We start from the raw sequence: 25,891 nt of genomic DNA on the forward strand, positions 1-25,891 counted from the left end.
GTGAGGAACCGGGTGAAGGCGGCAGGGCAAATCGGCGCGGTGCTCATCGCAGGTCCGACCGCGAGCGGCAAGTCCGCGCTCGCGATCGAGATCGCACGCCGCACCGGCGGAACCGTCGTCAACGCCGATTCCATGCAGGTCTATGCCGATCTGCGCATCCTCTCGGCGCGGCCGAGCGCGGCTGAGGAGGCGATGGTGCCGCACCGCCTCTACGGGCATGTCGATGGCGCCGTGAACTATTCGGCGATGCGCTACGCCGCTGACGTGACGACGCTGCTGGCTGAACTGCGCGAAAGCGGCTCGCTGCCGATCCTGGTCGGCGGCACAGGGCTCTATTTCAAGGCCGTCACGGAAGGCTTTTCGGCGATGCCGCCGGTGCCGGAGGATGTTCGAGCCGCGTTTCGGAGCCATGCCGAAGGGCGGGAGACGGCTGCGCTCCATGCCGAGCTTGTCGCTTGCGATCTGTCCATGGCTGAGCGGCTGCGCCCGAGCGACCGGATGCGGATCATGCGGGCGCTGGAGGTCTTCCGGGCGACGGGGCGTTCGCTAGCGAGCTTCCAGGGCGAGCGCGAACCGGGGCCGCTCGGCGGCACGCCGACGCTGCGGCTCTTCGTGCATCCCGAGCGCGAGGCGGTGCGGGAGCGGATCGACCGGCGCTTCGAGACGATGATGGGTGAGGGCGCGCTCGACGAGGTCGCGCGTCTGCGGCTACGCGGGCTCGATCCGCTGCTGCCGATCATGCGCGCCCATGGGGTGCCGGGCCTGATCGCCCATCTCGACGGCACGATGACGCTGGAGGAAGCGATCCGGCGCGGCGAGGCCGATACGCGCGCCTATGCCAAGCGGCAGGTGACGTGGTTCCGCCACCAGATGGAGGGCTGGGAAGCGGTCGCGCCCGAGGCTGCACTGGAGGCGGCGCTCGGGCAGCTCGGCTGCTGAAGCTCAGGCCGCCTCGGCGACAGCCAGAGGGTCGGCGATGCCGAGGCGGTTGCGACCTTCGTTCTTGGCGCGATAAAGCGCCCGGTCGGCACGGTTTGTCAGGGACCCCAGCTCTTCGCCCGGGTGACGCGCGGCGATGCCGAGGCTCGCGGTCACGCGCAGAGCCAATGTTTCGGAGACCGGCATGGCGCGGGTCAGCAAGGCATCCTGGATCTGGCGTGCACTTGCCGCTGCGGAGGCCAGGTCGCAATCCTGCAGCAGGATACCGAACTCCTCCCCGCCGAAGCGGCCGACGAGATTGCGCTCGTTGCGGTATTGGCCGAGCAGCAGGTCGGCGAAGGCGCGGATCACCGCATCGCCTGCCGGGTGGCCATAGGTGTCGTTGACCTGCTTGAAGTGATCGAGGTCGACGATGATCATCGCGAGCTCGGTGCCGTCGGCCTCGCTGGCGGCAATGGCGGCGTTGGCCTTGTCGGTGAAGGAGCGGCGGTTGAGCAGAGCCGTCAACGGGTCTTCCTCTGCCAGACGACGCAGCTCCTTCTCGCGTTCCTCGCGCAGGCCGATTTCCTCGGAGAGGGCACGGCGGGTCGCCCGTTCGCGGCCGATCTCGAGCGCCAGCGTGGCGGCGCGCATCTGCAAGGTTTGATTGGCCACCGTCAGGTCGGTGATATCGGTCAGGGTCAGGAGCAGGCCGTCACCGAGTGGGGCGATCGCGACCCTGAGCCAGGTCGTCGCGCCGTCGCGCGTGTAGGAGGTCTCGAGGCAGTCGGCCCGCTGCAGGTCGATGGCAAAGAGGCAGCGGCGCCAGATCGAGGGATCGGAGAGGAAGGACAGGCTTTCGCGGCCATCGGTGTCGAGCAGGTCGTTTTCCGCGCGACCGCTCAGCTCGGCGGCACGGCGGTTGGCGGTGACGACGACGGCCTGTTCGATCTCGCCGGCCGCATCGCGGATGGCGCGCAAGGCGACGATGCCGCAGGGCGAGCTGTCCAGCACGGCATTGAGCAGATCCTCGCGGAACTGCAGCGGGCGGCTGAAGGCAATGATGAAGCGGCGCCCGTCGCGCGTCGTGGTCGGCAGGACCAGGCGCTCCCACAGGGCGACGCGCACTGTCTGGGTCGAGCGGTGGACGGTGTAGAGCGGCCGATCCTCGGCGATGGCCTGGTCGAAGCTGTCGATCGAGAAACGGGCGACGTGCTCGCGCATACCCGAGAGGCGCTTGCCGAGGCGGTTTGCGCCGGAGTAGCGGATGATCTCGCGCCCGAAATGCAGCCAGCGATAGTCGCCGTCGTCGGTGGGCTCCAGGACCATCAGGTCCTCGCCGAAATCCGGCAGCAGCGCGGCGGCGAGCTTCTCATAGCCGACGGGCTCGCCGTCCTGACGGTGAAGCGCAAAGCGGCTTAGAATCCGCGCGATCTCCGGGGCGTGGCCGCGGGCCGCGATATTCTCGGTGTGGACCTCGTAGTACATATCCGTCCCGGTTCGAGCGCGCAGAACCTACTGCCGACGGATTGAGAAAGTGTTCCGCAAAGGCATGGGATTTTCGAGATCGGACGATCGGCCGCTCCCGAAGACCTCCAAACCATGTTAACGCTTGACCGGTTGCGCGCGCTCCGTTAGCGTTCGGCAACTTTCGCCAAGGATCATGTGCGCAATGCGCAAGCTTATTCTCGTAGAGGTGCGCTGGTAGGGGCCGGTTTTCGAACCGGGCGTCCCCGACGCCAGCGCACGCCCAGGCCCCTCCGAGGGCCTTTTTTATTGCCCGCATTCCAGACAGACAAAAAGACCAGCCGCAGGAGAGCGTAATGAGCGAGATGATGACCGGCGCCGAGATGGTCGTCCGCGCGCTTCAGGATCAGGGTGTCGAGCACCTGTTCGGTTATCCGGGCGGCGCCGTACTCCCGATCTACGACGCCATCTTCCAGCAGGACAAGGTCAAGCACGTCCTCGTTCGCCACGAGCAGGGCGCCGTGCACGCTGCCGAAGGCTATGCCCGCTCCGGCCCCGGCAAGGTCGGCTGTGTCCTCGTCACCTCCGGCCCCGGCGCGACCAATGCCGTCACCGGCCTCACCGACGCGCTGCTCGACTCGATCCCGCTCGTCGTCATCACCGGCCAGGTGCCGACGCATCTGATCGGCTCCGACGCCTTCCAGGAATGCGACACGGTCGGCATCACCCGCTCCTGCACCAAGCACAACTATCTGGTGAAGAGCATCCACGACCTGCCGCGCATCCTGCACGAGGCGTTCCACGTTGCCTCGAACGGCCGTCCGGGCCCGGTCGTGATCGACATCCCCAAGGACATCCAGTTCGCCTCCGGCTCCTATACCCGGCCGCGCGACAACCAGCACAAGACCTACCGCCCGGTGGTCAAGGGCGACCTGAACAAGATCAAGGCCGCGGTCGAGCTGATCGCCGGCGCCAAGCGCCCTGTCTTCTACACCGGCGGCGGCGTGATCAATTCCGGCCCGCATGCCTCGGTGCTGCTGCGCGAACTCGCGCGGCTGACGGGCTTCCCGGTCACCTCGACGCTGATGGGCCTCGGCGCCTTCCCGGCGGCCGACAAGCAGTGGTTGGGCATGCTCGGCATGCACGGCACCTACGAGGCCAACCTCGCGATGCATGACTGCGACGTCATGATCAATATCGGCGCGCGCTTCGACGACCGCATCACCGGGCGCATCGACGGCTTCTCGCCGCGCTCGAAGAAGATCCATATCGATATCGACCCGTCCTCGATCAACAAGACGGTCAAGGTCGATATCGGCATCGTCGGCGACTGCGCCCATGTGCTCGAGGACATGGTCCGGATCTGGCGCGAGAGCAGCCCGCAGGTTGACAAGACCGCGCTTGCCGCCTGGTGGACGCAGATCGAGGGCTGGCGCGGCCGCAAGAGCCTCTCCTACAAGCGCTCGGACACGATCATCAAGCCGCAATACGCGCTGGAGCGCCTCCACGCGCTGACCAAGGATCGCGACACCTACATCACGACCGAGGTCGGCCAGCACCAGATGTGGGCCGCGCAGTATCTGCACTTCCAGGAGCCGAACCGCTGGATGACCTCGGGCGGCCTCGGCACGATGGGCTACGGCCTGCCGGCGGCCATCGGTGTGCAGATGAAGCATCCCGAGGCCCTCGTCATCGACGTCGCCGGCGAGGCCTCGATCCTGATGAACATGCAGGAGATGTCGACGGCCGTGCAGTACCGGCTGCCGGTGAAGATATTCATCCTCAACAACGAGTACATGGGCATGGTGCGTCAGTGGCAGGAACTGCTGCATGGCGGGCGCTATTCGGAGAGCTATTCGCAGTCCCTGCCTGACTTCGTGAAGCTGGCCGAGGCCTATGGCGGCCATGGCATCCGCTGCTCCGACCCGGCCAAGCTCGACGCCGCGATCATGGAGATGATCGAGACGCCCGGTCCGGTGATCTTCGACTGCCTCGTCGCGAAGGAAGAGAACTGCTTCCCGATGATCCCGTCGGGCAAGGCCCATAACGAGATGATCCTGCCCGATTTCGAGGGCGACACCGGCGAGATCATCGACGCCAAGGGCAAGCAGCTCGTCTGAGCCCGTCCAGACTCCCTCAGCCCTCATCCTGAGGAGCCGCATAGCGGCGTCTCGAAGGATGCTCCAGTGGGTGGGGAGGGATCTGGATCATCCTTCGAGACGCGGGCTTTGCCCGCTCCTCAGGATGAGGGCTGAGGGTACGATTGAAGGAAAGCACCATGGCCAGCATCGGTCTGATCGGCGGGATGAGCTGGGAGTCGACCGCGGTCTATTACCGGCTCCTCAACGAGGGCGTGCGCGCTCGTTCGGGCGGGCTGCATTCGGCCGACGTGCTCATGCATTCGGTCGATTTCGCTCCGATCGCGGAAATGCAGGCGAAGGGCGACTGGGCCGCGGCGGGCGCTGCGCTGGCCGCGAGCGCGCGGCGCCTCGAACAGGGCGGGGCCTCCTGCCTCGTGCTCTGCACCAACACCATGCACAAGGTCGCGGACCAGATCATCGCCGCGACCAAGCTGCCCTTCCTGCATCTCGCCGATGTCACGGCGCGGGCGGTGCTGGCCTCGCCCTCGCGACGGCCGCTTCTGCTCGCGACGCGCTTCACCATGGAACAGGGCTTCTATCGCGACCGGCTCAGGGCCTTCGGCGTCGAGGCGCTGGTGCCGGCTCCCGAAGAGCGCGACGACGTGCACCGCATCATCTACGAGGAACTGTGCCGAGGGCGGATCGATCCGGCTTCGCGTGAGCGCTACCGCGCCATCGTCACGCGCGCTGCCAGGGAGGAGGGCGCCGACGGTGTCATTCTCGGCTGCACCGAGATCGGTCTCCTGCTCTCGCAGGGCGATGTCGACGTGCCGGTGTTCGACACGACGGCCTTGCATGTCCAGGCGGCGCTCGATTTCGTCGAAGAATGGGAGGCTGCGGCGGCATGAAGCTTCTGATCGGCAACAAATGCTACTCGTCCTGGTCGCTCAGGGCCTGGCTCCTGATGCGGGCGAGCGGGATCGCCTTCACCGAGCAGCTCGTGCTGCTCGACGAACCCGGTTTCAAGGAGACGATCTTCGCTGCTGCGCCCGGCAGCGGCGGTACCGTGCCGACGCTGGTCGATGGCGAGATCGCCGTCTGGGAGACGCTGGCGATCTGCGAATACCTGCATGACACGCAGCCGCAGGCCGGCATCTGGCCGCGCGACAAGGCGGCCCGCGCTCATGCGCGCGCCATCTCCAGCGAGATGCATGCCGGTTTCATGGCGCTGCGCAGTGCCTGCCCGATGAATCTCGGCAAGCGTTTCGCCACGCGCGATCGCGGCCCCGGCGTCGCCCGCGATGTCGAGAGGCTAACCGGCCTGTGGCGGCAGGCGCGCGAACGCTTCGGCGCCGGCGGGCCGTTCCTCTATGGCGAGTTCTCGGCGGCGGATGCGATGTTCGCGCCGGTCGTGACCAGGCTCGATACCTATGGCATCGCCGTCGATCCAGTCTCGCAGGACTATATGCAGGCCGTGCTCGCGTTGCCCGCCTATCGCGAGTGGCTCACTGCGGCGCTGGCGGAGCCCTGGATCGTAGCCCAGGACGAGGTCGACGAACCCGCCCTCGTCAATCTCCGCTGACCCCGACACTTTCATTCCCTCGATTTCATCCGCTCCAACTCGCCTCACAGGTCCGCCATGTCGAAGCCCGCTACCCACTATCCGAATGCTCCGAAGGCCCAGCCGGTCGCGCGCCACACCCTGGCGGTGATCGTCGACAACGAACCGGGCGTTCTTGCTCGCATCGCCGGGCTGTTCTCGGGCCGCGGCTACAATATCGAGAGCCTCACCGTCTCCGAGACCGAGCATGAGAAGCATCTCTCGCGCATCACGGTCGTGACCTCCGGTACGTCCAATGTCATCGACCAGATCAAGGCGCATCTCGACCGGCTGGTGCCGGTGCATCGCGTCGTCGACCTGACCGAGCAGGGCGAGGCGATCGAGCGCGAGCTGGCGCTGATCAAGGTCGTCGGCAAGGGCGACCATCGCGTCGAGGCCATGCGCCTCGCTTCGGCCTTCGGCGCGCGCGTGCTCGATGCCTCGCTGACCTCCTTCGTCTTCGAATTGACCGGGGCGACCGAGGAGATCGAGCGCTTCATCAAGACGATGACGGCGGTCGGGCTGACCGAGGTCTCGCGCACCGGCATCGCCGCGATGAGCCGCGGGCCGGAATCCATGTGAATATGGGGCTGACCTCCGAAACCCTCGGCCTGATCGCTCTTCTCCTGGGAGGGGCCGGGCTTGCCTGCTTCGCCTGGCCGATCGTGATGCGCTTGTCAGGCAAGGGGCAGGCCGAGCCGCTGGGCAGCGGCAAGAGCCTGCGCTCACCCTTGTGGTGGGCGGGCTTCCTGCTGACGATCGCGGCGATCTTCCTGCAACGGATCGCGAGCCAGCAGGCCGGCTGAGCCTCAGCCGCTGAAACCACCTTCGTTGAGGAAGGCCTGCTCCTGTGCCGTCGTATCGCGCCCAAGCACGGGGTTGCGATGCGGGAAGCGACCGAAATCGCGGATGATGTCGCGGTGGATCTCGGCATATTTCACGCCGTCGGCATCGTTGGCGGCGGCGCAGAGTTCGATGCAGCGCTCCTGATCGGCGAGCCCTTCGGAATGCATGAAGGGCATGTAGAAGAAGCGCTTCTCCGGCGGCTGGTAGGCCTCGTCGAAGCCCTTGGCGATCGCGCGCTCGGCAATGGCGACCGCCTGCGCATCGGTGGCGAAGGCGCGCGGGCTGCCGCGGAACATGTTGCGCGGGAACTGGTCGAGCAGGATCAGGAGCGCGTAGACGCCTTCCGGGTTTTCCTCCCAATCGGCGAGCTTGCCCGCTGCCGCGGCTTCATGAGCGGCCAGGAAGCGCCTGGTGATCTCGGCGTCGAAGGCCTCGTCCTTGGCGAACCATTTCTCCGGGCCGGCCTCGCGCCAGAAGCTGACGACGGCATTGGCGCTGGGCAGGGTCATGAAGGGCTCCTTCGGCTTGTGGCAAGTTCAGATTTCGAGTGACAGGTCCAGCCCTCATTCTGAGGAGCAGCCGCAGGCTGCGTCTCGAAGGATGTTCCAGGAGGCTCCCGAGATATCTGGAGCATCCTTCGAGACGGCCCTGTCGGGCCTCCTCAGGATGAGGGCTCAAGGGATTCGAGTAGCCTCTCAGAGATAATTCTTCTTCGGCCATGCGCCACTCGCGAATAACGCTTGCGGGCCGCCCGGCGCTACGATAGATGCCTGAACCGTAACGTACGGTACTGGATTTCTCCCGCCCATGACGCAAGGCTCCGCAGAGACGCAAGGCGAGGCGCTGACAGCGCGCCAGCAGGCCGTGCTCGATGCCGTGCTGAGCCTGATGGTCGAGAAGGGCAGCGGGCTCACCATGACCGCCGTGGCGCGGCGGGCGAGCTGTTCCAAGGAAACGCTCTACAAGTGGTTCGGCGACCGCGACGGTCTGCTCACCGCAACCGTGCAGTGGCAGGCCTCGAAGGTGAGGGCGGGCAACTACGCTCGGCAGAAGCTTGATGCCGGCACTCTGCGCGAGAGCCTCAAGGGCTTCGCCGCGAACTGGCTCGAGGTGATCTCATCGCCGACCTCGATCGCGCTCAACCGCATCGGCATCAGCCAGGCGGCGTCTCGCGACGGCAATCTCGGCTCGATCGTGCTGGCCAATGGCCGCTTCGCCATCGGCGAGCGCCTGAAGCCCGTGCTCGATGCCGGGCGCGAGGCGGGGCTGCTCGCCTTCGACGATACCGAGACGGCTTTCCGCACCTTCTTCGGCCTCGCCGGTCGCGACGTCCAGATCCGGCTCCTGCTCGGCGATACGCTGACATTGAGCCGGGCCGAGATCGCCGCCGATGCCGAGCGGGCGACCGGGCAGTTTCTCACCCTCTACGGCGCGGGGCTGAACGCTTCGGGCCGGGACAAGTCCAACGCGTGACAAAGGAGACACCCATGCGCGTTTATTACGATCGTGATGCCGACATCAACCTGATCAAGGGCAAGAAGGTCTGCATCGTCGGCTACGGCTCGCAGGGCCACGCCCACGCGCTCAACCTGCGCGATTCCGGCGTCAAGGACGTCATCATCGCGCTCAAGGCCGGCTCGGCCACGCGCAAAAAGGCCGAAGAGGCTGGCTTCAAGGTCATGACCCCGTCGGAGGCCGCCAAGGTCTCGGACATCATGATGATGCTGACCCCGGACGAGCTGCAGGGCGACATCTATCGCGACGAGCTGCATGCCAACATGAAGGAAGGCGCCGCGCTGCTCTTCGCGCACGGCCTCAACGTTCATTTCAACCTGATCGAGCCGCGCAAGGACCTCGACGTCCTCATGGTCGCCCCGAAGGGCCCCGGCCACACCGTCCGCTCCGAGTATCAGCGCGGCGGCGGCGTGCCGACCCTGATCGCGATCCACCAGGACGCGACCGGCAACGCCCATGACCTCGGCCTGTCCTACGCCTCGGCCAATGGCGGCGGCCGCGCCGGCATCATCGAGACCACCTTCAAGGAAGAGTGCGAGACCGATCTCTTCGGCGAGCAGGTCGTGCTCTGCGGCGGCCTGGTCGAGCTGATCAAGGCCGGCTACGAGACGCTGACCGAGGCCGGCTACGCCCCCGAGATGGCCTATTTCGAGTGCCTCCACGAGGTGAAGCTGATCGTGGACCTGATCTACGAAGGCGGCATCGCCAACATGAACTACTCGATCTCGAACACCGCCGAGTACGGCGAGTACGTTACCGGCCCGCGCATCATCACGGCCGAGACCAAGGCCGAGATGAAGCGCGTCCTCAACGACATCCAATCGGGCAAGTTCACCCGCGACTGGATGCTCGAGAACAAGGTCAACCAGACCTCGTTCAAGGCGACCCGCGCCCGCTATGCCGCCCATCCGATCGAGGAAGTCGGCGCCAAGCTCCGCGACATGATGCCGTGGATCAAGGCCAAGGCTCTGGTCGACAAGACCAAGAACTGATTTGGCGCGAGCCCGCGCCGGCCATGGCAGGCGCGGGCTTCCCAGATCGATTCAAGATGTTCCGGATCTGATTCCGGAATATCTTGCAATCGACTGATATAAATAGATTTTCCTGTTTTTGGGCGGTGGTCGAGAGGCTGCCGCCCGCTTTCTTTTCGGGGGCGATCAGGAACAGCCCTGTGGCGGAAGCGTTCTCCTTGCGGTGCGTGCCCGCTACAGGGAGGCAGTGATGGAACTCTTCCGCATTCTCGAAACGCCGGTGGCGATCCGCGTCGTGATGGCGCTGTCGCTGGCGATGATGCTGGCGGTGATCCTCGGTCTCGCCTGACGCAGCTGTCTCGAGAGACCTGACATGACGAAGCCTCCGGCGCCGGGCGCCGGAGGCTTTTTGCATGGGGCCTGCGGATCAGAAGGTGATCTTGTCCTTGATGTCGGCCTCGACATTGGACGGCAGGGTGCCGCGTTTCACGAGATCGGCGAAATCCTTGAACTTCGCCTTGCCGCGCTCCTCGATGATCTTCTTGGAACGGGCCTCGCCGATGCCCTTGAGCGTGTCGAGCTCGGCTGCGGTCGCGGTGTTGATGTTGATCTTCTTGGCCTGGGTCGCGGCGGGCGTCGCAACGGCGGGGGGGGCGGGCTTCGCGGCGGGAGCGGCCTGCGCTGCCGGGGCGGCAGGCGCCGTGACGGGCGCGGTCGGCTTGGCGGGGGCGGGCGCCTGCGTCGCCGTCTGGGCGAAGGCCTGGCCTCCCATGGCGGCAAGCGCGACGAGGGGGATGAGGAAACGAGACATCGTCATGACTGGGACCTCGCGGGTCGGCCCGGAAACGTCGCATCCGTCGAGGGCCGGGTCCCTCCGCCGGACGACGCTGGCGGCTTGGGGCCGTTCAGCGTGTCGCGCCGGGCTCGCCGTTGTGGCGTGCCGCGATGCGACGACGTGAAGAAACGACTATCGGCTTGAACGACCCCCGAATGCCGCGTTCACCGGGCAGTCAGGTTTCGAGGCCGGTCAGCGCGCAAGGATCTCGCTGAGGCGCCCGACGCCGTAGAGCAGGCCAAACCCCCAGGCGAAGGAAGCCAGCCAGTTGGCGAGCTGGAACTGCCAGGCGGGCATCGCGACGAGGCCGGCGACGATGGCGATGACGGCCCGCAGCGGCCCGAAGAAATGGCCGATCAGGATGCTGGCGATGCCCCATTTCTCGAAGAAGGCATGACCGCGATCAAGCAATTGCGGGTTCTTGGTGAAAGGCCAGTGATCATGGACGCGTGGTCCGAGATAGATGCCGGCGATGTACGACACCCAGAAGCCGCTGCCGGCGCCGAACGAGGCCGCCAGTGCCAACGGCACGAGATTGAGGCCCGAGGCGCCGGCAACCGCGCCGAAGGTGGTGAAGAACATCGTGGCAGGTATAAGCCAGGATAGTACCGCGACGCATTCGGCGAAGGCCACCGCGAAGACGATCGGGATCGCCCATTGCTGATGGGTCTGCATGAAGTTGACGAGCGCCTTCATGGCTTGCTCTAGTTCGGCCATGGCGTTCGGCTCGGCTCCAGCGGGGTCGGGTCGGTCACGCCATATGGCCGTGTCGCTGGAACGATGCAAGCGGCGGGCCGCCGCAGGGCGAGGCGTTGCCTTCCCCGGATGATCGCCTATTAATTCCGGCAACGCGAAAAAAAGCTGACGGCCGGGCGCCAAGCCTTGAGCCCGAGGGGGAAACGGATTTCATGGAGTTGCAAGATCGCCCGCAGGCGCATGCGGGCACGGGGGCGGTTTCGTCTGATGATCCGGCGGTGGCGCTCGGCGGCATCGACATCACCTTTCATCTCGCCGATGGCGGCCGCTATCAGGCGGTCAAGGGCATCGATCTCAAGGTCCATCCCGGCGAGTTCGTCTCGATCGTCGGGCCGACCGGCTGCGGCAAGTCCACGCTGCTGAATGCGGCGGCGGGTCTGCTCGCACCTTCGGCCGGCACGGTCGGCATCTTCGACAAGCCGCTCTCCGGGCTGAACCGGCGCGCCGGCTATCTCTTCCAGCAGGACGCCCTGATGCCGTGGAAGACGGCGCTGGAGAACGTCAAGGTCGCGCTGGAGCCGATGGGCGTTCCCGAACGCGAGGCCGATCAACGGGCGCGCGAATGGCTCGGCCGCGTGGGTTTGCGCACCTTCGTCGACCGTTATCCGCACATGCTCTCGGGCGGGCAGCGCAAGCGCGTCAGCCTGGCGCAGATGCTGATCCGCAATCCCGAGATCCTGCTGATGGACGAGCCCTTCGGGCCGCTCGACGCACAGACCCGGCAGATCATGGGCAATCTCCTGCTCGATCTCTGGTCGCGCGACCGCAAGGCGCTGATGTTCGTGACCCATGACCTTGAGGAGGCCATCGCGCTCTCCGACCGGGTCGTGGTGATGTCGGCGGGACCGGCAGCGGGGATCGTCGCCGATTACAAGGTCGACCTGCCACGCCCGCGCGACATCGCCGATATCCGGCTGGAGAAGGCCTTCCACGAGATCCATCGCGATATCTGGGCCTCGCTGCGGGTCGAGGTGCAGAAAGCCTATGCGATAGGCGAGGGGCGCGAGCTCGTCGGGGGAGACGCGTCATGAAGCGGATGAAGCTGCTCTCGCTCCAGATCCTCGTGATGCTGGTCTTCCTCGCGATCTGGCACGTCGTGACGACCACGAGCCTGTTCGGCGACGTCAAGACGATGCAGTTCTTCTTCTCGACGCCATCAGCGGTGCTGACGCGCACCTTCAAGCAGCTCACCAGCGGGGACATCTACTACCATCTCGGCATCACCCTGACCGAGACGGTGCTGGCCTTCGTGATCGGTTCGCTGGCCGGCATCCTGTTCGGCTTCGCCTTCGCGCGGCGGGAGCTGCTTTCCGCGGTGTTCGACCCCTATATCAAGGCGGCGAACGCCCTGCCCCGCGTCGTGCTGGCGCCGATCTTCGCGCTCTGGTTCGGACTCGGCATCTGGTCGAAGGTGGCGCTCGGCTTCACGCTCGTCTTCTTCATCGTGTTCTTCAACGTCTACCAGGGCGTGCGCGAGGTCTCGCCGACGATCCTGTCCAATGCCCGCATGCTCGGCATGAACGAGCGCCAGCTCTTCAAGCATGTCTACTGGCCGTCTGCCCTGACCTGGATGTTCTCCTCGCTGCACACTTCGGTAGGCTTCGCGCTGGTCGGTGCCGTGGTTGGCGAATATCTCGGTTCCTCGGCCGGGCTCGGCTACAAGATTCACGAGGCCGAGAGCGTGTTCGACGTCACCGGCGTTTTTGCGGGCATGTTGATCCTCGCGATCTTCGTCATCGCCATCGACTCGCTGGTGACGGTGGTCGAGAAGCGGCTGCTGGTCTGGCGGCCGGGGCAAAGCTCGACGACGGCGACGTAAGGCGAGTTGCCGGGGTCAGCAGAACTCGCCTATCGTTACCCGACATGCGCCCCGCAGAAGCGCTTTTTTCATTCAACCGGAGGTTTCGCCATGATCTTCACCCGCCGCGCCGCACTGGCTGCGCTCGCTCTTTCGACCGCGCTCGGCGCCGCGCCGCACGCCGCGCTCGCCCAGAATGCCGAGAAGCCGAAGCTCACGCTCGGCGTCGGCGGCAAGCAGCTTCTGTACTATCTCCCGCTCACGGTCGCGGAGAAGAAGGGTTACTTCAAGGAGCAGGGGCTGGACGTCGAGATCAACGATTTCGGCGGCGGCGCCAAGTCGCTGCAGGCTCTCGTCGGCGGTTCGGTCGATGTCGTGACGGGTGCCTATGAGCATACCATCCGCATGCAGGCGAAGGGCCAGGATATCCGGGCCGTGATCGAGCTCGGGCGCTTCCCGGCGATCACCATCGCCGTGCGCAAGGACCTCGCCGACAAGGTGAAGTCTGCCGCCGATTTCAAGGGCCTCAAGATCGGCGTCACGGCGCCGGGCTCCTCGACGGCGCTGACCGCGCAATATGCCATGGTCAAGGCCGGGCTGAAGGCGACGGACGCTCCGATCATCGGTGTCGGCGCCGGTGCCAGCGCGGTCGCGGCGATCAAGCAGAAGCAGGTCGACGTGATCTCGCATCTCGATCCCGTCACCTCGAAGCTGGAGGCTGACGGCGACATCGTCTCGCTGATCGACACTCGCACCGAGGCCGGCACCAAGGGCCTGTTCGGCGGCTCGAACCCGGCAGCCGTGCTCTATCTCAAGGCCGATTTCGCCGAGAAGAACCCGGTCACGACCCAGAAGCTGGTCAATGCCCTGATGAAGTCGCTGAAATGGCTGGAGACGGCGAAGCCCGACGATGTCGCGGCGCTGGTGCCGGAAGAGTACCTGCTCGGCGACAAGGCGCTCTATATCCGCGCGGTCAAGAACTCGCAGGAGAGCTATTCGCGCACCGGCATCGCGACGCCTGACGCGATGAAGAGCATGTACGACTCGCTCAAGCTGCTCGATCCCGAACTGACCAACTCGAATGTCGACCTGACGAAGACCTTCATCGACGGCTTCGCCAAGAAGGCCGCCTCCGGCTCCTGATCGCATGTCCGAGCGCGATGGCTGTCTTTTGACATCGCGCTCGTTCTGCGTTCCGTGCATGGTGCGCGGATTCGCGCTGGGGGAATCACGTGAACGGCGAAACGGGCTTCCTGGATGGCGGCGGCGCGATGGCTGCTGCCATCCGGGCGCATGACTGGCGTTCCACGTCGCTGGGGTCGATCGCCGGCTGGCCTGTCGCGTTGAAGATCGCCGTCGGCATGATGGTCAATTCGCGCTTTCCCAAATGCATCGTCTGGGGCGCGGACCTGATCACGATCCATAACGATGCCTTTCGCGCGATCCTCGGCGACAAGCCCTGTGCGCTCGGCCATTCGTTTCGTGATGTGTGGGCGGAGGTCTGGGACGATATCGGCCCGCTTGTGCACAAGGCGCTGGCCGGCGAGGCGACCTTCATCGAGGATTTTCCGCTCACCATCGATCGCTACGGCCATCCGGAAGAGGTCTGGTTCACCTTCTGCTACAGCCCGATCCGGGACGAGAACGGCCGGGTTCTCGGCATGATCGATACGGTGATGGAAACGACAGGCAAGAAGGAGGCGGAGCGCAACGGCCGCCTGCTCAACGCCGAACTCGCCCATCGCATGAAGAACACGCTGGCGATGATCGCCGCGATCGCCAGCCAGACCTTCCGCTCGGCCGAGACGCTGGAGGAGGCGCAGTCCATCCTCAGCGATCGCATCGCGACGCTGGGCGAGGCGCACAGCATCCTGACCCGGTCGAGCTGGAGCAGTGCGCCAATCCGCGCCGTGATCGACGGCGCGCTGGCGCCGCATCGTTCCGATATCGGCACGATCCATATCGAGGGGCCGCCGCTGCAACTGCCGGCCGATCTGGCTATGACAATGGCGCTGGCCGCCAACGAACTGGCGACCAACGCCGTGAAATACGGTGCGCTCTCGGTCGAGGCCGGTGAGGTCGCCATCCGGTGGGCCGTCGGCCGGCCGCAGAGCGAGGACGCCTTCCGGTTCGAATGGATCGAGAGCGGCGGCCCTGCTGTCGTCAAGCCGCGGCGGCAGGGCTTCGGCTCGCGCCTGGTCGAGCGCGTCATGGCGCAGAAATTCCAGGGCGAGGTTGAACTCGACTATCGGCCCGAGGGCCTGCGCTATGTCCTGACCACGACGATGGCGCATGTCGCGCCGCGGGAATGACCGCTCTGCGCGAGCGATCGGTTTCTTCACCGCTTTCGATTTGCGCCCCGCGTGAGAGCCGTTAGGTTCGCGGTCCCACCGCGAACGGGGTATCGCTTCGGACCATGAATATTCTCTCGATCCAGTCCCATGTCGCCTATGGCCATGTGGGCAACGCCTCCGCGACCTTTCCGATGCAGCGGCTGGGGGTCGAGGTCTGGCCGATCCATACGGTGCAGTTCTCGAACCATACGGGCTACGGCAACTGGAAGGGCCGCGTCTTCGATGGCGGCATGATCGACGAGGTGATGGACGGCATTGCCGAGCGCGGCGTGCTCGGCAGCTGCGACGGCGTGCTCTCCGGCTATATGGGCTCGGCCGATATCGGCCATGCCATCCTCTCGGCGGTGGAGCGGGTGCGCGCCGCCAATCCCAAGGCGCTCTATTGCTGCGATCCGGTGATCGGCGATGTCGGGCGCGGCGTCTTCGTGCGGCCGGGCATTCCGGAGTTCATGCGCGAGCAGGCGGTGCCGGCCGCCGATATCGTGACGCCCAACCAGTTCGAACTCGAGCTGCTGACCGATATCGAGATCAAGACCCTCGCCGATGCGCATCGCGCCGTCGAGGCCCTGCGCGATGCCGGGCCGAAGGTGGTGATGGTGACCTCGCTCGTGACCGAGGAAACGCCCGGCGACTCGATCGACCTGATGGCGGCGGATGCCAAGGGCAGCTGGCGCGTGCGCACACCGAAACTCGACGTCAGCGTCAACGGCGCGGGCGACGCGATCGGAGCGCTGTTCTTCACCCATTACCTGCGCGAGGAATCGGCGGCGGCCGCGCTTTCGAAGGCTGCATCCTCGGTCTACGGCCTGCTGAAGCGCACCAAGGAGGCGGGTTCGCGCGAGATCCTGACGGTGGCGGCGCAGGACGAGTTCGTCACGCCTTCGCAGGTCTTCGCGCCGGAAGCGATCTGAGCGCCCGACGATGAAGCTGCGCGTCGGCACCTTCAACGTCGAGAACCTGCTGACGCGGCACCGCTTCGAGCCAGGCGGGCGCACGGAGACGGCCGCCGCGATGTCGCTGTTCCACTTCCCGCGCGCCGACGAGCGTGACGCGGTGGAGCGCTCGCTCGCGGTGGCGCTGGAGGACGACAAGCGCCAGATGACGGCGCTCGCCATCGCCGAGGCGCAGGTGGATCTCTGGATGTTGCAGGAGGTCGATTCGCTCGCGAGCCTGCAGGCCTTCTTCGCCAACTACGTCCACCGCATCGCTGACCACCGCTACGGCCATTTCACGCTGATCGACGGCAATGATCGGCGGAGTATCGATATCGGCTTCGCCGCGCGGCGCGACCTGTTCGGGCCGGGACAGGTCACGGTGCGCTCACACAAGGACCTGACATTTGCCGAGGCCGGCGTGCATGACCGTGAGCTCGCCATGCTGGGCATCGGCCCGCATGGCAAGGTTTTCGCCCGCGACTGCCTGGAGGTGGAGCTGAGCTTCGCGGGGCGGCGGCTCAGCCTGTTCGGCTGCCATTTCAAGTCGATGAACAACGGCCGCGAGGATGGGCGCACCGCGACGCTGCCGGTGCGCCGCGCCGAGGCGCGGGCGGTGCGCTGGCTGGTCCAGCAGCGCTTTGGCGGCGGCTGGCGCGAGACCAACTGGATCGTGCTCGGCGATCTCAACGGCTATCGCTACGGGCTCGGGCCCCGCGCGGAAGTGGTCGACGAGGGCGTCAGCGGCATCGAGCCCCTGCTCGACGGTTTTGCCGTCGATCCCATGGCCACGCTACCCGTGCATGAGCGCTGGACGCATTTCCGGCGCTACTGGTCCGACAGTCAGGAGCGGCTGATCGACAGCCACATGCCGCTCGACCACATCCTGCTCTCGCCGGCGCTCGCGGCGGCCAATCCGAAGCCGGCCATGCAGATGATCCGGCGCGGCCTGCCTTATCGCGTGCCGCTCGATCCGCGCGAGCCGGACCGCTCGATGGCGGCGCTCGCGACTTGCGCGAACCGCTATCCGCGCGTCGGCTGGGACCGGCCCAAGGCCTCCGACCATTGCCCGCTCGCCATTGATCTCGACATTCCTGAAGGCTGACCTCAAGGACGCATCGATGAAACGCCGCTTCGTCACGCTCGACGTCTTCACCACGCGCCGTCATGCCGGCAACCCGCTGGCAGTCGTGCTCCAGTCGGACGGGCTCGATACCGAGGCGATGCAGGCGATCGCCCGGGAGTTCAACCTGTCCGAGACGGTCTTCATCGCGCTGCCGGAGACACCCGGGCACCGCGCCTCCGTCCGCATCTTCACCCCAACAGGCGAACTGCCCTTCGCCGGCCATCCGACTGTCGGTACGGCGGTCTGGCTCGCGCTGACGGACGAGGCCGAGGGTAAGTCTGCCGACATGCTGGTGCTGGAGGAGAAGGTCGGGCCGGTTTCCTGCGCGGTCTCGATCAAGGGCAGCCATGCCGGCCACGCCACCTTCACCTTGCCGCGCCTGCCGGAGCCTCTGGAGCAGCCGGTCGCCGATGCGCAATTGGCGGAAGCGCTTGGGCTCGACCTTGCCGATCTCGGCTTCGACGCGCATCGGCCGAGCGGCTTCTCCGCCGGTGTCGCCTACACCACCGTGCCGGTCGCGAGCCGCGAGGCGGTCGCCAGGGCGAAGGTCACAGCGGCCTTCGAGCGGGTGATGGCGGCGACGCCGAACGGCAATGCCTTCGTCTATTGCCGCGAGACCGCCGAGGTCGGGCATCACTACCATGCCCGGATGTTCTGGCCGGGCGCCGGAGTCGTCGAGGACCCGGCAACGGGCTCGGCGGTCGCGGCCTTTGCCGGCGCGATCATGGCCTATGACAAGCCGGAGGACGGCGACCACCGCCTCGTCATCGAGCAGGGTTACGAGATGGGACGGCCGTCGCAGATCACGCTGGAACTGAGCGTCCGGGACGGCTCGTTGGTCTCGGCGCGGATCGGCGGTTCGGCCGTCGTGGTCAGCGAGGGCGTGCTGCTGTGAGCGTTGGCGTCGAAAATGGCTCGATCGTCAGACTGTCGCGGGTCGATGCGCTGGTCGAGCCTTATGACTGGGCCTTCGCGCGTGAGAACGCCGAGATGATCGCGGCGCATTGGGCCAAGATCAGCGCGGACAAACCCGCGATGTTCAACGGCCGCGTCATGCTGCAGCATCGTGCCGCGATCCGCGGCGGCGTGTTCGAGGCCGGGTATTTCGAGGTGGACTATGCTGCCTTCCTGACCTGGCGCGATGTCGGCCATCCCGGCCCGGTCATCCGCAACGGCTTCGCCATGGCGGCGCTTCGGGCCAATGACGGCGCGTTCCTGTGCGGCAAGATGGGCGACCACACCGCCAATGCCGGCAAGGTCTATTTCGCCGCGGGCACGCCCGACCGCGACGATGCCCGGCCCGACGGCACGCTCGACCTCGCCGGCAGCGTCACGCGCGAGCTCGGTGAAGAGACTGGCCTGCGCGTCGAGGACCTGACGGTGGGCGAGGGCTGGACGGTGCTGATCGAGCAGGGCCGTATCGCCTTCATGCGCGAGGTCCGCATCGATTTGCCGGCGGATGAGGCGCGCGCGCTGATGCTGGAGCGGATGAAGCATCTCGAAGAGGAGGAGCTGTCCGACATCGTCATCGTGCGCGATCTCACTGATACCGAAAAGCACGACATGCCGCCCTTCATGCGCCGCTATCTCGCACATATCTTCGAGGCGGACCGATCCTGACCCTCGCGGTCATCCCGGACAAGCCGCGTCAGCGGCGCCGATCCGGGATCCATTCCTGAACCGTTCCGGAATGGATCCCGGGTCTTCGCTTCGCTGCGCCCGGGATGACCCGTGTTTGTTTTGACTGACGCCGCAGTGTTGAAAGGCCGATAATATGACCGCTTATCCCGAGGCTTTGCCGTTGCCGGCGGAGAACCCCTTCGCGACGCGTTGGGAGACGCCGTTCCGTCTGCCGCCCTTCGCGGCGATCAAGCCTGAGCATATCCGGCCGGCCTTCGACGCAGCGCTGGCCAAGCACAAGGATGAGATCGCGGCAATCGTGTCCGATAAGGCCGTACCCGATTTCGCCAACACGATCGAGGCGCTGGAGCGGGCAGGGCGGGCGCTCAGCCGCGTCGGCGGCGTGTTCTACAACCTGACCGGCGCCGACACGAACGAGGCCTTGCAGGCCATCGAGCGCGAGATGTCGCCGATCACCTCGCGGCACTGGTCGGCGATCATGATGGACGAGGGGCTGTTCGCCCGTGTCGATGCGGTCAATGCGAAGCGCGATGCGCTCGGCCTGAGCCCGGAGCAGGCCCGTCTGCTGGAGCGAAGCTACAAGGGCTTCATCCGCTCGGGCGCGAAGCTGAACGCCGAGGACAAGAAGCGCCTTGCCGCGATCAACGAGCGCCTCGCCGGGCTCGGCACGCAGTTCAGCCAGAACGTGCTGAAGGACGAATCCTCCTATGCGCTGTTCATCGAGGACGATGCGGGTCTGGCCGGCCTGCCTGATTTCGTGAAGGCGGCGATGGCGCGCGCCGCGGCCGATCGCGGCAAGCCCGGCCAGCATGCGGTGACGCTGTCGCGCTCGATCATTGAGCCTTTCCTGACCTTCTCGACGCGTCGCGACCTGCGCGAGGAGGCCTTCATCGCCTGGAGCAAGCGCGGCGAGAACGGCGGTGAAAGCGACAATCGCGCTATCGTCGCCGAGATGGTGAAGCTGAGGGCCGAGAAGGCGAAGCTATTGGGTTATCCGACCTTCGCGCATTTCAAGCTCGACGACGCCATGGCGAAGACGCCGGAGCATGTACGAGGGCTCTTGGAGCTGGTCTGGAAGCCGGCCAAGGCGCGCGCGGCGCGCGAGGCAGCCGATCTCGCGGCGCTGGCGCAGGACGAGGGCGAGAACGGCCCGATCCGCCCCTGGGACTGGCGCCACTATGCCGAGAAGGTCCGGCAGAAGACCTATGCGCTCGATGAGGCCGTGCTGAAGCAATATCTCCAGCTCGACCGCGTCCGGCAGGCGGCCTTCGACGTCGCCGGCAAGCTGTTCGGGCTGTCCTTCGCGGAGCGGCCGGAGCTTCAGGGCTATCACCCGGACGTGCGCATCTTCGAGGTGACGGAGACCGCGAGCGGGCGCCATATCGGCCTGTTCGTCGGCGACTATTTCGCCCGCGCCTCGAAGCGTTCCGGCGCCTGGATGAGCGCCTTCCGCGGCCAGCGCAAGCTCGACGGCGAGACCCGGCCGATCATCGTCAATGTCTGCAATTTCGCCAAGCCGGCCGAGGGCAAGCCCGCGTTGCTCTCGCTCGATGATGCGCGCACGCTGTTCCACGAGTTCGGCCATGCGCTGCACGGGCTGCTCTCGGACGTGACCTATGGCTCGCTGGCGGGCACATCGGTCGCGCGCGATTTCGTCGAACTGCCCTCGCAGCTCTACGAGCACTGGTTCCTGACCCGCGAGGTGATGCGCGAATACTGCCGCCATGCCGAGACGGGTGAGCCGATCCCGGAGGCGCTGATCGAGAAGATCGAAAAGGCGCAGACGTTCAACCAGGGTTTTGCCACGGTGGAATACACCTCCTCGGCGCTGGTCGATCTCGCCTTCCACTCGCTGGAGGGCCCAGTCGAGGTCGATCCGCTCGCCTTCGAGGCCGCGGAGCTTCAGCGCCTCGGCATGCCCTCAGAGATCACCATGCGGCACCGGACGCCGCATTTCACCCATGTCTTCTCGGGCGACGGCTATTCGGCCGGCTATTACAGCTATCTCTGGTCCGAGGTGATGGATGCCGACGCCTTCAACGCCTTCACCGAGACCGGCGACGTGTTCTCGCCCGCGGTGGCGGAGAAGCTCAAGCGCTACATCTATTCGGCCGGCGACACCCGTGATGCGGCCGAGGCCTATACGCTGTTCCGCGGGCGGCTGCCGACGCCGGATGCGTTGCTGGAAAGGCGCGGGCTGGCGGCCTGATTTCACATATCATGGACGTTCTTTCCGTTGCCCGATAGTTTCGGGCAGCGGAGGACATCATGGCGGCCACGAGCAGCAAGCCCAGCTTCGTCGAGCTCTACACTCCCAAGTTGCTGACCGTCCTCCGCGAGGGCTATGGCCTCGCGAGCTTCAAGGCCGATGCCATCTCCGGGCTGACGGTCGCGATCGTCGCCCTGCCGCTTTCCATGGCGATCGCGATTGCCTCGGGCGTGACGCCCGACCGGGGGCTCTACACCTCGATCATCGGCGGCTTCATCGTCTCGGCACTGGGCGGAAGCCGCTTCCAGATCGGCGGGCCAGCCGGCGCCTTCATCGTGCTGGTTGCGGCCTGCGTGGCCCAGCACGGCGTCGATGGACTGCTGCTCGCCACGTTCCTTTCGGGCCTGATGCTGGCGGCGGTCGGCCTGCTCGGCCTCGGTACCTTCATCAAATATATCCCTTATCCGGTCACGGTCGGCTTCACCGCAGGCATCGCCGTCATCATCTTCGCGAGTCAGATCAAGGACCTGCTGGGGCTGACGCTGGCCAACGAGCCAGGGCCGCTGCTGCCGAAACTGGAGGCGCTCGCCGGAGCCTGGCCGAGCGCGAGCCCTGCCGCGATCGCCGTTACCGCCGTCACCATCGGCCTTATCCTGCTGCTGCGCCGTCTTCGCCCGCACTGGCCGGCCTTCATCATCGCGGTCGCGATCGCCGCCGTGGGCGTCGCCGTTCTGGGCGCGCCGGTCGAGACGATCGGGACGCGCTTCGGCGGCATCCCGCAGGTGCTGCCGCTGCCGCGGTTGCCGGCGATCTCCTGGGAGAAGTTCGGGGCCGTGTTGCCGAACGCACTCTCCTTCACGTTGCTCGGCTGCATCGAGAGCCTGCTCTCGGCGGTCGTCGCGGATTCGATGACGGGCCGGCGGCACCGCTCCAATGGCGAGCTGGTGGCGCAGGGGCTCGCCAACATGGCCTCGCCGCTGTTCGGCGGCTTCTGCGTCACCGGCAACATCGCGCGGACGGCCACCAATGTGCGCTCCGGCGCGCGCGGACCGATCTCAGGCATGCTGCACGCGACCTTCCTGCTGTTCTTCATGCTGGCGGCGGCGCCGCTCGCCTCCTACATCCCGCTGGCTGCGCTTGCAGGCGTGCTCGCCGTCGTCGCCTGGAACATGGCCGAGAAGCATGAGTTCGCGACGTTGATCCGCGCCTCGCGCGGCGATGCCGTCGTGCTGCTGGTGACGTTCCTGCTGGTGATCTTCGTCGATCTGAGCACGGGTATCGTCGCCGGCTTCGTCGTCAGCGCGCTGCTCTTCCTGCACCGCATGGCGCAGTCGGTGGCGATCGAGACCGGCATGCCGATGATGGAAGAGGACAGGGCGGATACGGTCAACGGCAACGGGCGCAAGCCTTACGATGCCGTGCCGGCGATGGATCCCGATGTCGTGGTGGTGCGGATTTCGGGGGCCTTCTTCTTCGGGGCGGCCGCGGCGGTGGGCGCGGCGCTCGACCGGGTCGGCGTGGCGCCCAAGACCTATGTCGTCGATCTCTCGGCGGTTTCCCTGCTCGATTCGACCGGCGCTGCGACGCTCGAAGGCTTCGTGCGCAAGGCCAATCGGCAAGGCGTGGCTGTCTTTATCGTCGGGGCGACGCGGGCGGTGCGCCGCACGCTCCTGATCCACGGCATCAAGCGGCCGCGGGTGCGCTTCGCCGCGTCGGTGAGCGAGGCCGTTGCCGCCGGCCATGCCCGAGCGGAGCGCGCCGGTCCGGCGATCTAGAGCATTGGAGCCCGGTCTCAGCCCGGATAGCCGAATCTGGCCTTGGTCGCGCGAATCTGGCTGACGGCTCCGGTATCGTTGCCGGCGGAGCAACTCGACCGCGCGCGGGAAATCTCGCTGCTGACCCGGTCATGAACGCCCTTCGTCGTGTGGCCGGTGGCGAGGTCGTTGTCGATCACCGCCTGGAAGCGCTCCACCTCTCCGGAACAGCCGGTGCCAGCCGGCATGCGGAAAGTGCTGGGCGTCACGCCCGGCGCTGCCTGTTCCGGCGCTGGGGCAGGGGGCGGTCCAGCGCTCTGGCAGGCGGCGAGAGCGAAGCCCATGAAGGCGAGGAGGGGCAGCGCGCGCATCGGTCTCTCCGGTGTGATCGAGCCACTGACCATTGCCGATTCTCGCAAGCCGCGCCAGCGACCTGCGGTTCAACCGTTGCGCAGGAAGAAGGTCGCTGCGACCGTCATCGTGGCTGCCGCCGCGGCGGCGAGCCAGATAGCCGTGAGGCCGATCCAGCCATGCACCGCCGCGCCGAGGAAGGCACCACCCATCAAGCCGAGCCAGAGCAGGAAATGGCGCAGGAAGGCGCGCTTGGGCCCGCCGAGCATGGCGGCGGCGATCCGCTGCCCCATCTTGACCAGCGTGCCGGTCATGTAGGTCAGGCCGATCGTGACCTCGCCGTCGCGCTGGAAGACGGCATTCTCCGTGCCCATCGCGACCGCGAGCAGGCCGACCGCCGGAAGCGTCTCGCCGATCGTTTCCAGCAGCGCGGCCAGCGCGAGCAGCAGCGTGACCACGCCGAGCACGGTCGGGGCGCGCTGCTTGCCGGTGGCATGGCCGACGAGGGAGCCGAGCACGACCCCGCAGACGAAGAGGGCGATGATGCCGCCGGCGAGCGCAACTCCGCCTGCCTGACCGCCCGCAAGCTCGATACCGAGCCGCGTCGTGTTGCCCGTCATGAAGGAGACGAAATAGCCGCCGAGCGTGATGAAGCCGAGTGCGTCGACATAGCCGGCGAGTGCCGAGAAGCAGGCGGCGAGTGCGATCTCGCGCCTCTGGTAGCGCATCATGACGAATACGAATCCCGAATCATCGATCCGGCGCCGGAGCCGGCCGAATCAGCGTCGCTCTATCATAGGGCGCGAGGCAAGCTCGTCGCGATCCGGATAACCGCATGCGACATATGCTTGCGCTTTGCCCCTTGCTTCGGTTACATCCTGTCCCGTCGATTTGAGGAACGCCCGTGGTTTCGACTGCCCGCCATGACCTGACGAAGGACTGCGCCGCTGCGCAGGTCGTCGGCATGCGCGCCCGCGCTCCGCTCTCGCTTCTTGGCCTTCTTCTCCTTAGCTGCCCCTGAGGGCCGGCCGGGCATGCTGCCTGGGCGCTCAGGGGAGTGACGAGAACCGCCGACAGAAAACCGTAGCGCCCGCTTTCCTAAAAATTCCGCGGCGCGCCGACACCCGGAAGCAGAACCATGACCAACCCGACCCAGACCGGCTCCGCAAAAGACCGCGTCCTGATCTTCGACACCACCTTGCGCGACGGCGAGCAGTGCCCCGGCGCCACCATGACCTTCGAGGAGAAGCTGGAGATCGCCGAGGCGCTCGACGCGATGGGTGTCGATATCATCGAGGCCGGCTTCCCGATCGCGTCCGAGGGTGATTTCGAGGCGGTATCGGAGATCGCCCGCCGCCTGAAGCGTGCGACCGTCGCGGGCCTCGCCCGCGCCATCAGCGCCGACATCGCCCGCGCCGGCGAGGCGGTGCGCCATGCGGTGAAGCCGCGCATCCACACCTTCGTCTCGACCTCGCCGATTCATCTGGAGCACCAGATGCGCAAGACGCAGGAGCAGGTGCTGGAGATCATCACCGCGACGGTGACGCAGGCCCGTAATCTGGTCGAGGATGTCGAATGGTCGGCGATGGACGCCACGCGCACCCCGATCGACTATCTCTGCCGCACGGTCGAGGCGGCGATCAGGGCCGGGGCGACCACGATCAACCTGCCCGATACGGTCGGCTACGCCACGCCGGACGAATACCGCGCCATGTTCAGGGCGGTGCGCGAGCGCGTGCCGAATGCCGACAAGGCGATCTTCTCGGCGCATTGCCATAACGACCTGGGCCTGGCCGTCGCCAATTCGCTGGCGGCGATCGAGGGCGGCGTCCGGCAGATCGAGTGCACGGTCAACGGCATCGGCGAGCGCGCCGGCAATGCCGCGTTGGAGGAGATCGTGATGGCGCTGCGCGTGCGCGGCGACGCGATGCCCTACGATACCGGTATCGACGCGACGCAGTTGATGCGCATCTCCAAGGCGGTATCGAGCGCCTGCTCCTTCCCGGTGCAGTACAACAAGGCGATCGTCGGCCGGAACGCCTTCGCGCATGAGAGCGGCATCCACCAGGACGGCATGCTGAAGAACAACACCACCTACGAGATCATGACGCCGGAATCGGTCGGCGTGACCAAGACCTCGCTGGTGATGGGCAAGCATTCCGGCCGCGCCGCTTTCCGCTCGAAGCTGAAGGAGATGGGCTACGAGCTGGGCGACAACCAGCTGGAAGACGCCTTCACCCGGTTCAAGGCCCTGGCAGACCGCAAGAAGCATGTCTACGACGAGGATATCGAGGCGCTGGTCGACGAGAACATCGCGACCGCCCATGACCGCATCAAGCTGGAATCGCTGACCGTGATCGCCGGCACGCGCGGGCCGCAGCGCGCGACCATGAAGCTCGATGTCGACGGCAAGCATGTCACCGAGGAGGTCGAGGGCAACGGGCCGATCGACGCGATCTTCAACGCGATCAAGGCGATCGTGCCGCATGAGGTAACGCTGGAGCTCTACGACGTCCATGCCGTGACCGAGGGCACGGATGCGCAGGCCGAGGTGACAGTGCGCCTCTCGCGCGACGGGTCGTCGGTGACCGGCCGCGGAGCCGATCCGGACACGCTGGTCGCCTCGACCAAGGCCTATCTCGCCGCGCTGAACAAGCTGATCGCACGCGGCGGGCGCCTGCATGCGCAGGCGGCGGAGTAAGTAACGAGCGTCGTCGCTCACGGAAGCGCCCTTGGA

The 25,891-nt window shown here is 66.4% G+C and carries 25 protein-coding genes; 19 read left to right on the plus strand and 6 right to left on the minus strand.

Annotated elements, in window-relative coordinates:
- Positions 1-12: 12 nt before the first annotated feature.
- Positions 13-939, plus strand: coding sequence for a tRNA (adenosine(37)-N6)-dimethylallyltransferase MiaA (miaA, locus tag ACODTJ_RS05485; RefSeq protein WP_488847807.1), 927 nt, complete (start codon positions 13-15; stop codon positions 937-939).
- 3 nt (positions 940-942) lie between these two features.
- Here the strand turns inward: miaA and ACODTJ_RS05490 are convergent, their stop codons facing one another.
- Entirely contained in the window at positions 943-2,406 is a 1,464-nt protein-coding gene (locus ACODTJ_RS05490) for a GGDEF domain-containing protein (protein ID WP_454656250.1), read from the minus strand.
- Positions 2,407-2,741: 335 nt separating this feature from the next.
- On the opposite strand from ACODTJ_RS05490, the gene ACODTJ_RS05495 reads away from it, so the two are divergent.
- From ACODTJ_RS05495 to ACODTJ_RS05515, 5 genes are all read left to right on the plus strand, one after another.
- Positions 2,742-4,505 (plus strand): acetolactate synthase 3 large subunit, encoded by a 1,764-nt coding sequence (locus ACODTJ_RS05495; RefSeq protein ID WP_454656251.1) that lies wholly within the window; start codon positions 2,742-2,744, stop codon positions 4,503-4,505.
- Positions 4,506-4,663: 158 nt separating this feature from the next.
- Positions 4,664-5,374, plus strand: coding sequence for an aspartate/glutamate racemase family protein (locus tag ACODTJ_RS05500; RefSeq protein WP_454656252.1), 711 nt, complete (start codon positions 4,664-4,666; stop codon positions 5,372-5,374).
- Positions 5,371-6,048 carry a glutathione S-transferase family protein gene (locus ACODTJ_RS05505; protein ID WP_454656253.1) on the plus strand — a complete coding sequence of 226 codons (678 nt, stop codon included), beginning with the start codon at positions 5,371-5,373 and terminating at the stop codon, positions 6,046-6,048. The genes ACODTJ_RS05500 and ACODTJ_RS05505 overlap by 4 nt, the downstream gene beginning before the upstream one ends.
- A gap of 57 nt (positions 6,049-6,105) precedes the next feature.
- Positions 6,106-6,648 carry an acetolactate synthase small subunit gene (ilvN, locus tag ACODTJ_RS05510; RefSeq protein WP_454656254.1) on the plus strand — a complete coding sequence of 181 codons (543 nt, stop codon included), beginning with the start codon at positions 6,106-6,108 and terminating at the stop codon, positions 6,646-6,648.
- 2 nt (positions 6,649-6,650) lie between these two features.
- Positions 6,651-6,872, plus strand: a complete 222-nt coding sequence (locus tag ACODTJ_RS05515) for a hypothetical protein (RefSeq protein ID WP_454656255.1) — start codon at positions 6,651-6,653, stop codon at positions 6,870-6,872.
- A 3-nt stretch (positions 6,873-6,875) separates the two neighbouring features.
- On the opposite strand, the gene ACODTJ_RS05520 is transcribed toward ACODTJ_RS05515, so the two are convergent.
- Positions 6,876-7,421 carry a DUF924 family protein gene (locus ACODTJ_RS05520; protein WP_454656256.1) on the minus strand — a complete coding sequence of 182 codons (546 nt, stop codon included), beginning with the start codon at positions 7,419-7,421 and terminating at the stop codon, positions 6,876-6,878.
- Between the two features lie 298 nt (positions 7,422-7,719).
- Between ACODTJ_RS05520 and ACODTJ_RS05525 the strand changes: the two genes are divergently transcribed.
- The gene (locus ACODTJ_RS05525) at positions 7,720-8,385 is read left to right on the plus strand and encodes a TetR/AcrR family transcriptional regulator C-terminal domain-containing protein (protein ID WP_454656257.1); all 666 of its coding nucleotides are present in this window, start codon (positions 7,720-7,722) and stop codon (positions 8,383-8,385) included.
- 14 nt (positions 8,386-8,399) lie between these two features.
- The gene (ilvC, locus tag ACODTJ_RS05530; protein WP_454656258.1) at positions 8,400-9,419 is read left to right on the plus strand and encodes a ketol-acid reductoisomerase; all 1,020 of its coding nucleotides are present in this window, start codon (positions 8,400-8,402) and stop codon (positions 9,417-9,419) included.
- Positions 9,420-9,825: 406 nt separating this feature from the next.
- Here ilvC and ACODTJ_RS05535 read toward each other — a convergent pair whose 3' ends face one another.
- Positions 9,826-10,215: a ComEA family DNA-binding protein gene (locus tag ACODTJ_RS05535; RefSeq protein WP_454656259.1), complete on the minus strand. Its 390-nt coding sequence runs from the start codon at positions 10,213-10,215 to the stop codon at positions 9,826-9,828.
- Positions 10,216-10,425: 210 nt separating this feature from the next.
- Positions 10,426-10,929: a DedA family protein gene (locus ACODTJ_RS05540; RefSeq protein WP_454656260.1), complete on the minus strand. Its 504-nt coding sequence runs from the start codon at positions 10,927-10,929 to the stop codon at positions 10,426-10,428.
- A gap of 212 nt (positions 10,930-11,141) precedes the next feature.
- On the opposite strand from ACODTJ_RS05540, the gene ACODTJ_RS05545 reads away from it, so the two are divergent.
- From ACODTJ_RS05545 to ACODTJ_RS05590, 10 genes are all read left to right on the plus strand, one after another.
- On the plus strand, positions 11,142-12,020 hold the full coding sequence (locus ACODTJ_RS05545) for an ABC transporter ATP-binding protein (RefSeq protein ID WP_454656261.1): 879 nt from the start codon (positions 11,142-11,144) through the stop codon (positions 12,018-12,020).
- A complete protein-coding gene (locus tag ACODTJ_RS05550) occupies positions 12,017-12,808 on the plus strand; it encodes an ABC transporter permease (protein ID WP_454656262.1) in 792 nt (263 codons plus the stop codon). Before ACODTJ_RS05545 ends, ACODTJ_RS05550 begins: the two co-directional genes overlap by 4 nt.
- 90 nt (positions 12,809-12,898) lie before the next feature.
- On the plus strand, positions 12,899-13,930 hold the full coding sequence (locus ACODTJ_RS05555; RefSeq protein WP_454656263.1) for an ABC transporter substrate-binding protein: 1,032 nt from the start codon (positions 12,899-12,901) through the stop codon (positions 13,928-13,930).
- 89 nt (positions 13,931-14,019) lie between these two features.
- Positions 14,020-15,099 (plus strand): sensor histidine kinase, encoded by a 1,080-nt coding sequence (locus ACODTJ_RS05560; RefSeq protein ID WP_454656264.1) that lies wholly within the window; start codon positions 14,020-14,022, stop codon positions 15,097-15,099.
- A 104-nt stretch (positions 15,100-15,203) separates the two neighbouring features.
- Positions 15,204-16,052, plus strand: coding sequence for a pyridoxal kinase PdxY (pdxY, locus tag ACODTJ_RS05565; protein WP_454656265.1), 849 nt, complete (start codon positions 15,204-15,206; stop codon positions 16,050-16,052).
- Between the two features lie 10 nt (positions 16,053-16,062).
- On the plus strand, positions 16,063-17,178 hold the full coding sequence (locus tag ACODTJ_RS05570; protein ID WP_454656266.1) for an endonuclease/exonuclease/phosphatase family protein: 1,116 nt from the start codon (positions 16,063-16,065) through the stop codon (positions 17,176-17,178).
- A gap of 16 nt (positions 17,179-17,194) precedes the next feature.
- Positions 17,195-18,094: a PhzF family phenazine biosynthesis protein gene (locus tag ACODTJ_RS05575; protein WP_454656267.1), complete on the plus strand. Its 900-nt coding sequence runs from the start codon at positions 17,195-17,197 to the stop codon at positions 18,092-18,094.
- Positions 18,091-18,819 (plus strand): NUDIX hydrolase, encoded by a 729-nt coding sequence (locus tag ACODTJ_RS05580; RefSeq protein WP_454656268.1) that lies wholly within the window; start codon positions 18,091-18,093, stop codon positions 18,817-18,819. The genes ACODTJ_RS05575 and ACODTJ_RS05580 overlap by 4 nt, the downstream gene beginning before the upstream one ends.
- 154 nt (positions 18,820-18,973) lie before the next feature.
- Complete coding sequence (locus ACODTJ_RS05585) at positions 18,974-21,049, plus strand: M3 family metallopeptidase (protein WP_454656269.1); 2,076 nt, start codon at positions 18,974-18,976, stop codon at positions 21,047-21,049.
- 59 nt (positions 21,050-21,108) lie between these two features.
- Positions 21,109-22,824, plus strand: a complete 1,716-nt coding sequence (locus ACODTJ_RS05590; RefSeq protein WP_454656270.1) for a SulP family inorganic anion transporter — start codon at positions 21,109-21,111, stop codon at positions 22,822-22,824.
- Between the two features lie 17 nt (positions 22,825-22,841).
- Here ACODTJ_RS05590 and ACODTJ_RS05595 read toward each other — a convergent pair whose 3' ends face one another.
- Together ACODTJ_RS05595 and ACODTJ_RS05600 are read right to left on the minus strand one after the other, a co-directional pair.
- Complete coding sequence (locus ACODTJ_RS05595) at positions 22,842-23,174, minus strand: hypothetical protein (RefSeq protein ID WP_454656271.1); 333 nt, start codon at positions 23,172-23,174, stop codon at positions 22,842-22,844.
- Positions 23,175-23,243: 69 nt separating this feature from the next.
- On the minus strand, positions 23,244-23,885 hold the full coding sequence (locus ACODTJ_RS05600; RefSeq protein WP_454656272.1) for a YoaK family protein: 642 nt from the start codon (positions 23,883-23,885) through the stop codon (positions 23,244-23,246).
- 407 nt (positions 23,886-24,292) lie between these two features.
- On the opposite strand from ACODTJ_RS05600, the gene ACODTJ_RS05605 reads away from it, so the two are divergent.
- The gene (locus tag ACODTJ_RS05605) at positions 24,293-25,855 is read left to right on the plus strand and encodes a 2-isopropylmalate synthase (RefSeq protein ID WP_454656273.1); all 1,563 of its coding nucleotides are present in this window, start codon (positions 24,293-24,295) and stop codon (positions 25,853-25,855) included.
- Positions 25,856-25,891: the final 36 nt, after the last annotated feature.

It is taken from the genome of Allobosea sp. FG18, from assembly GCF_057809495.1.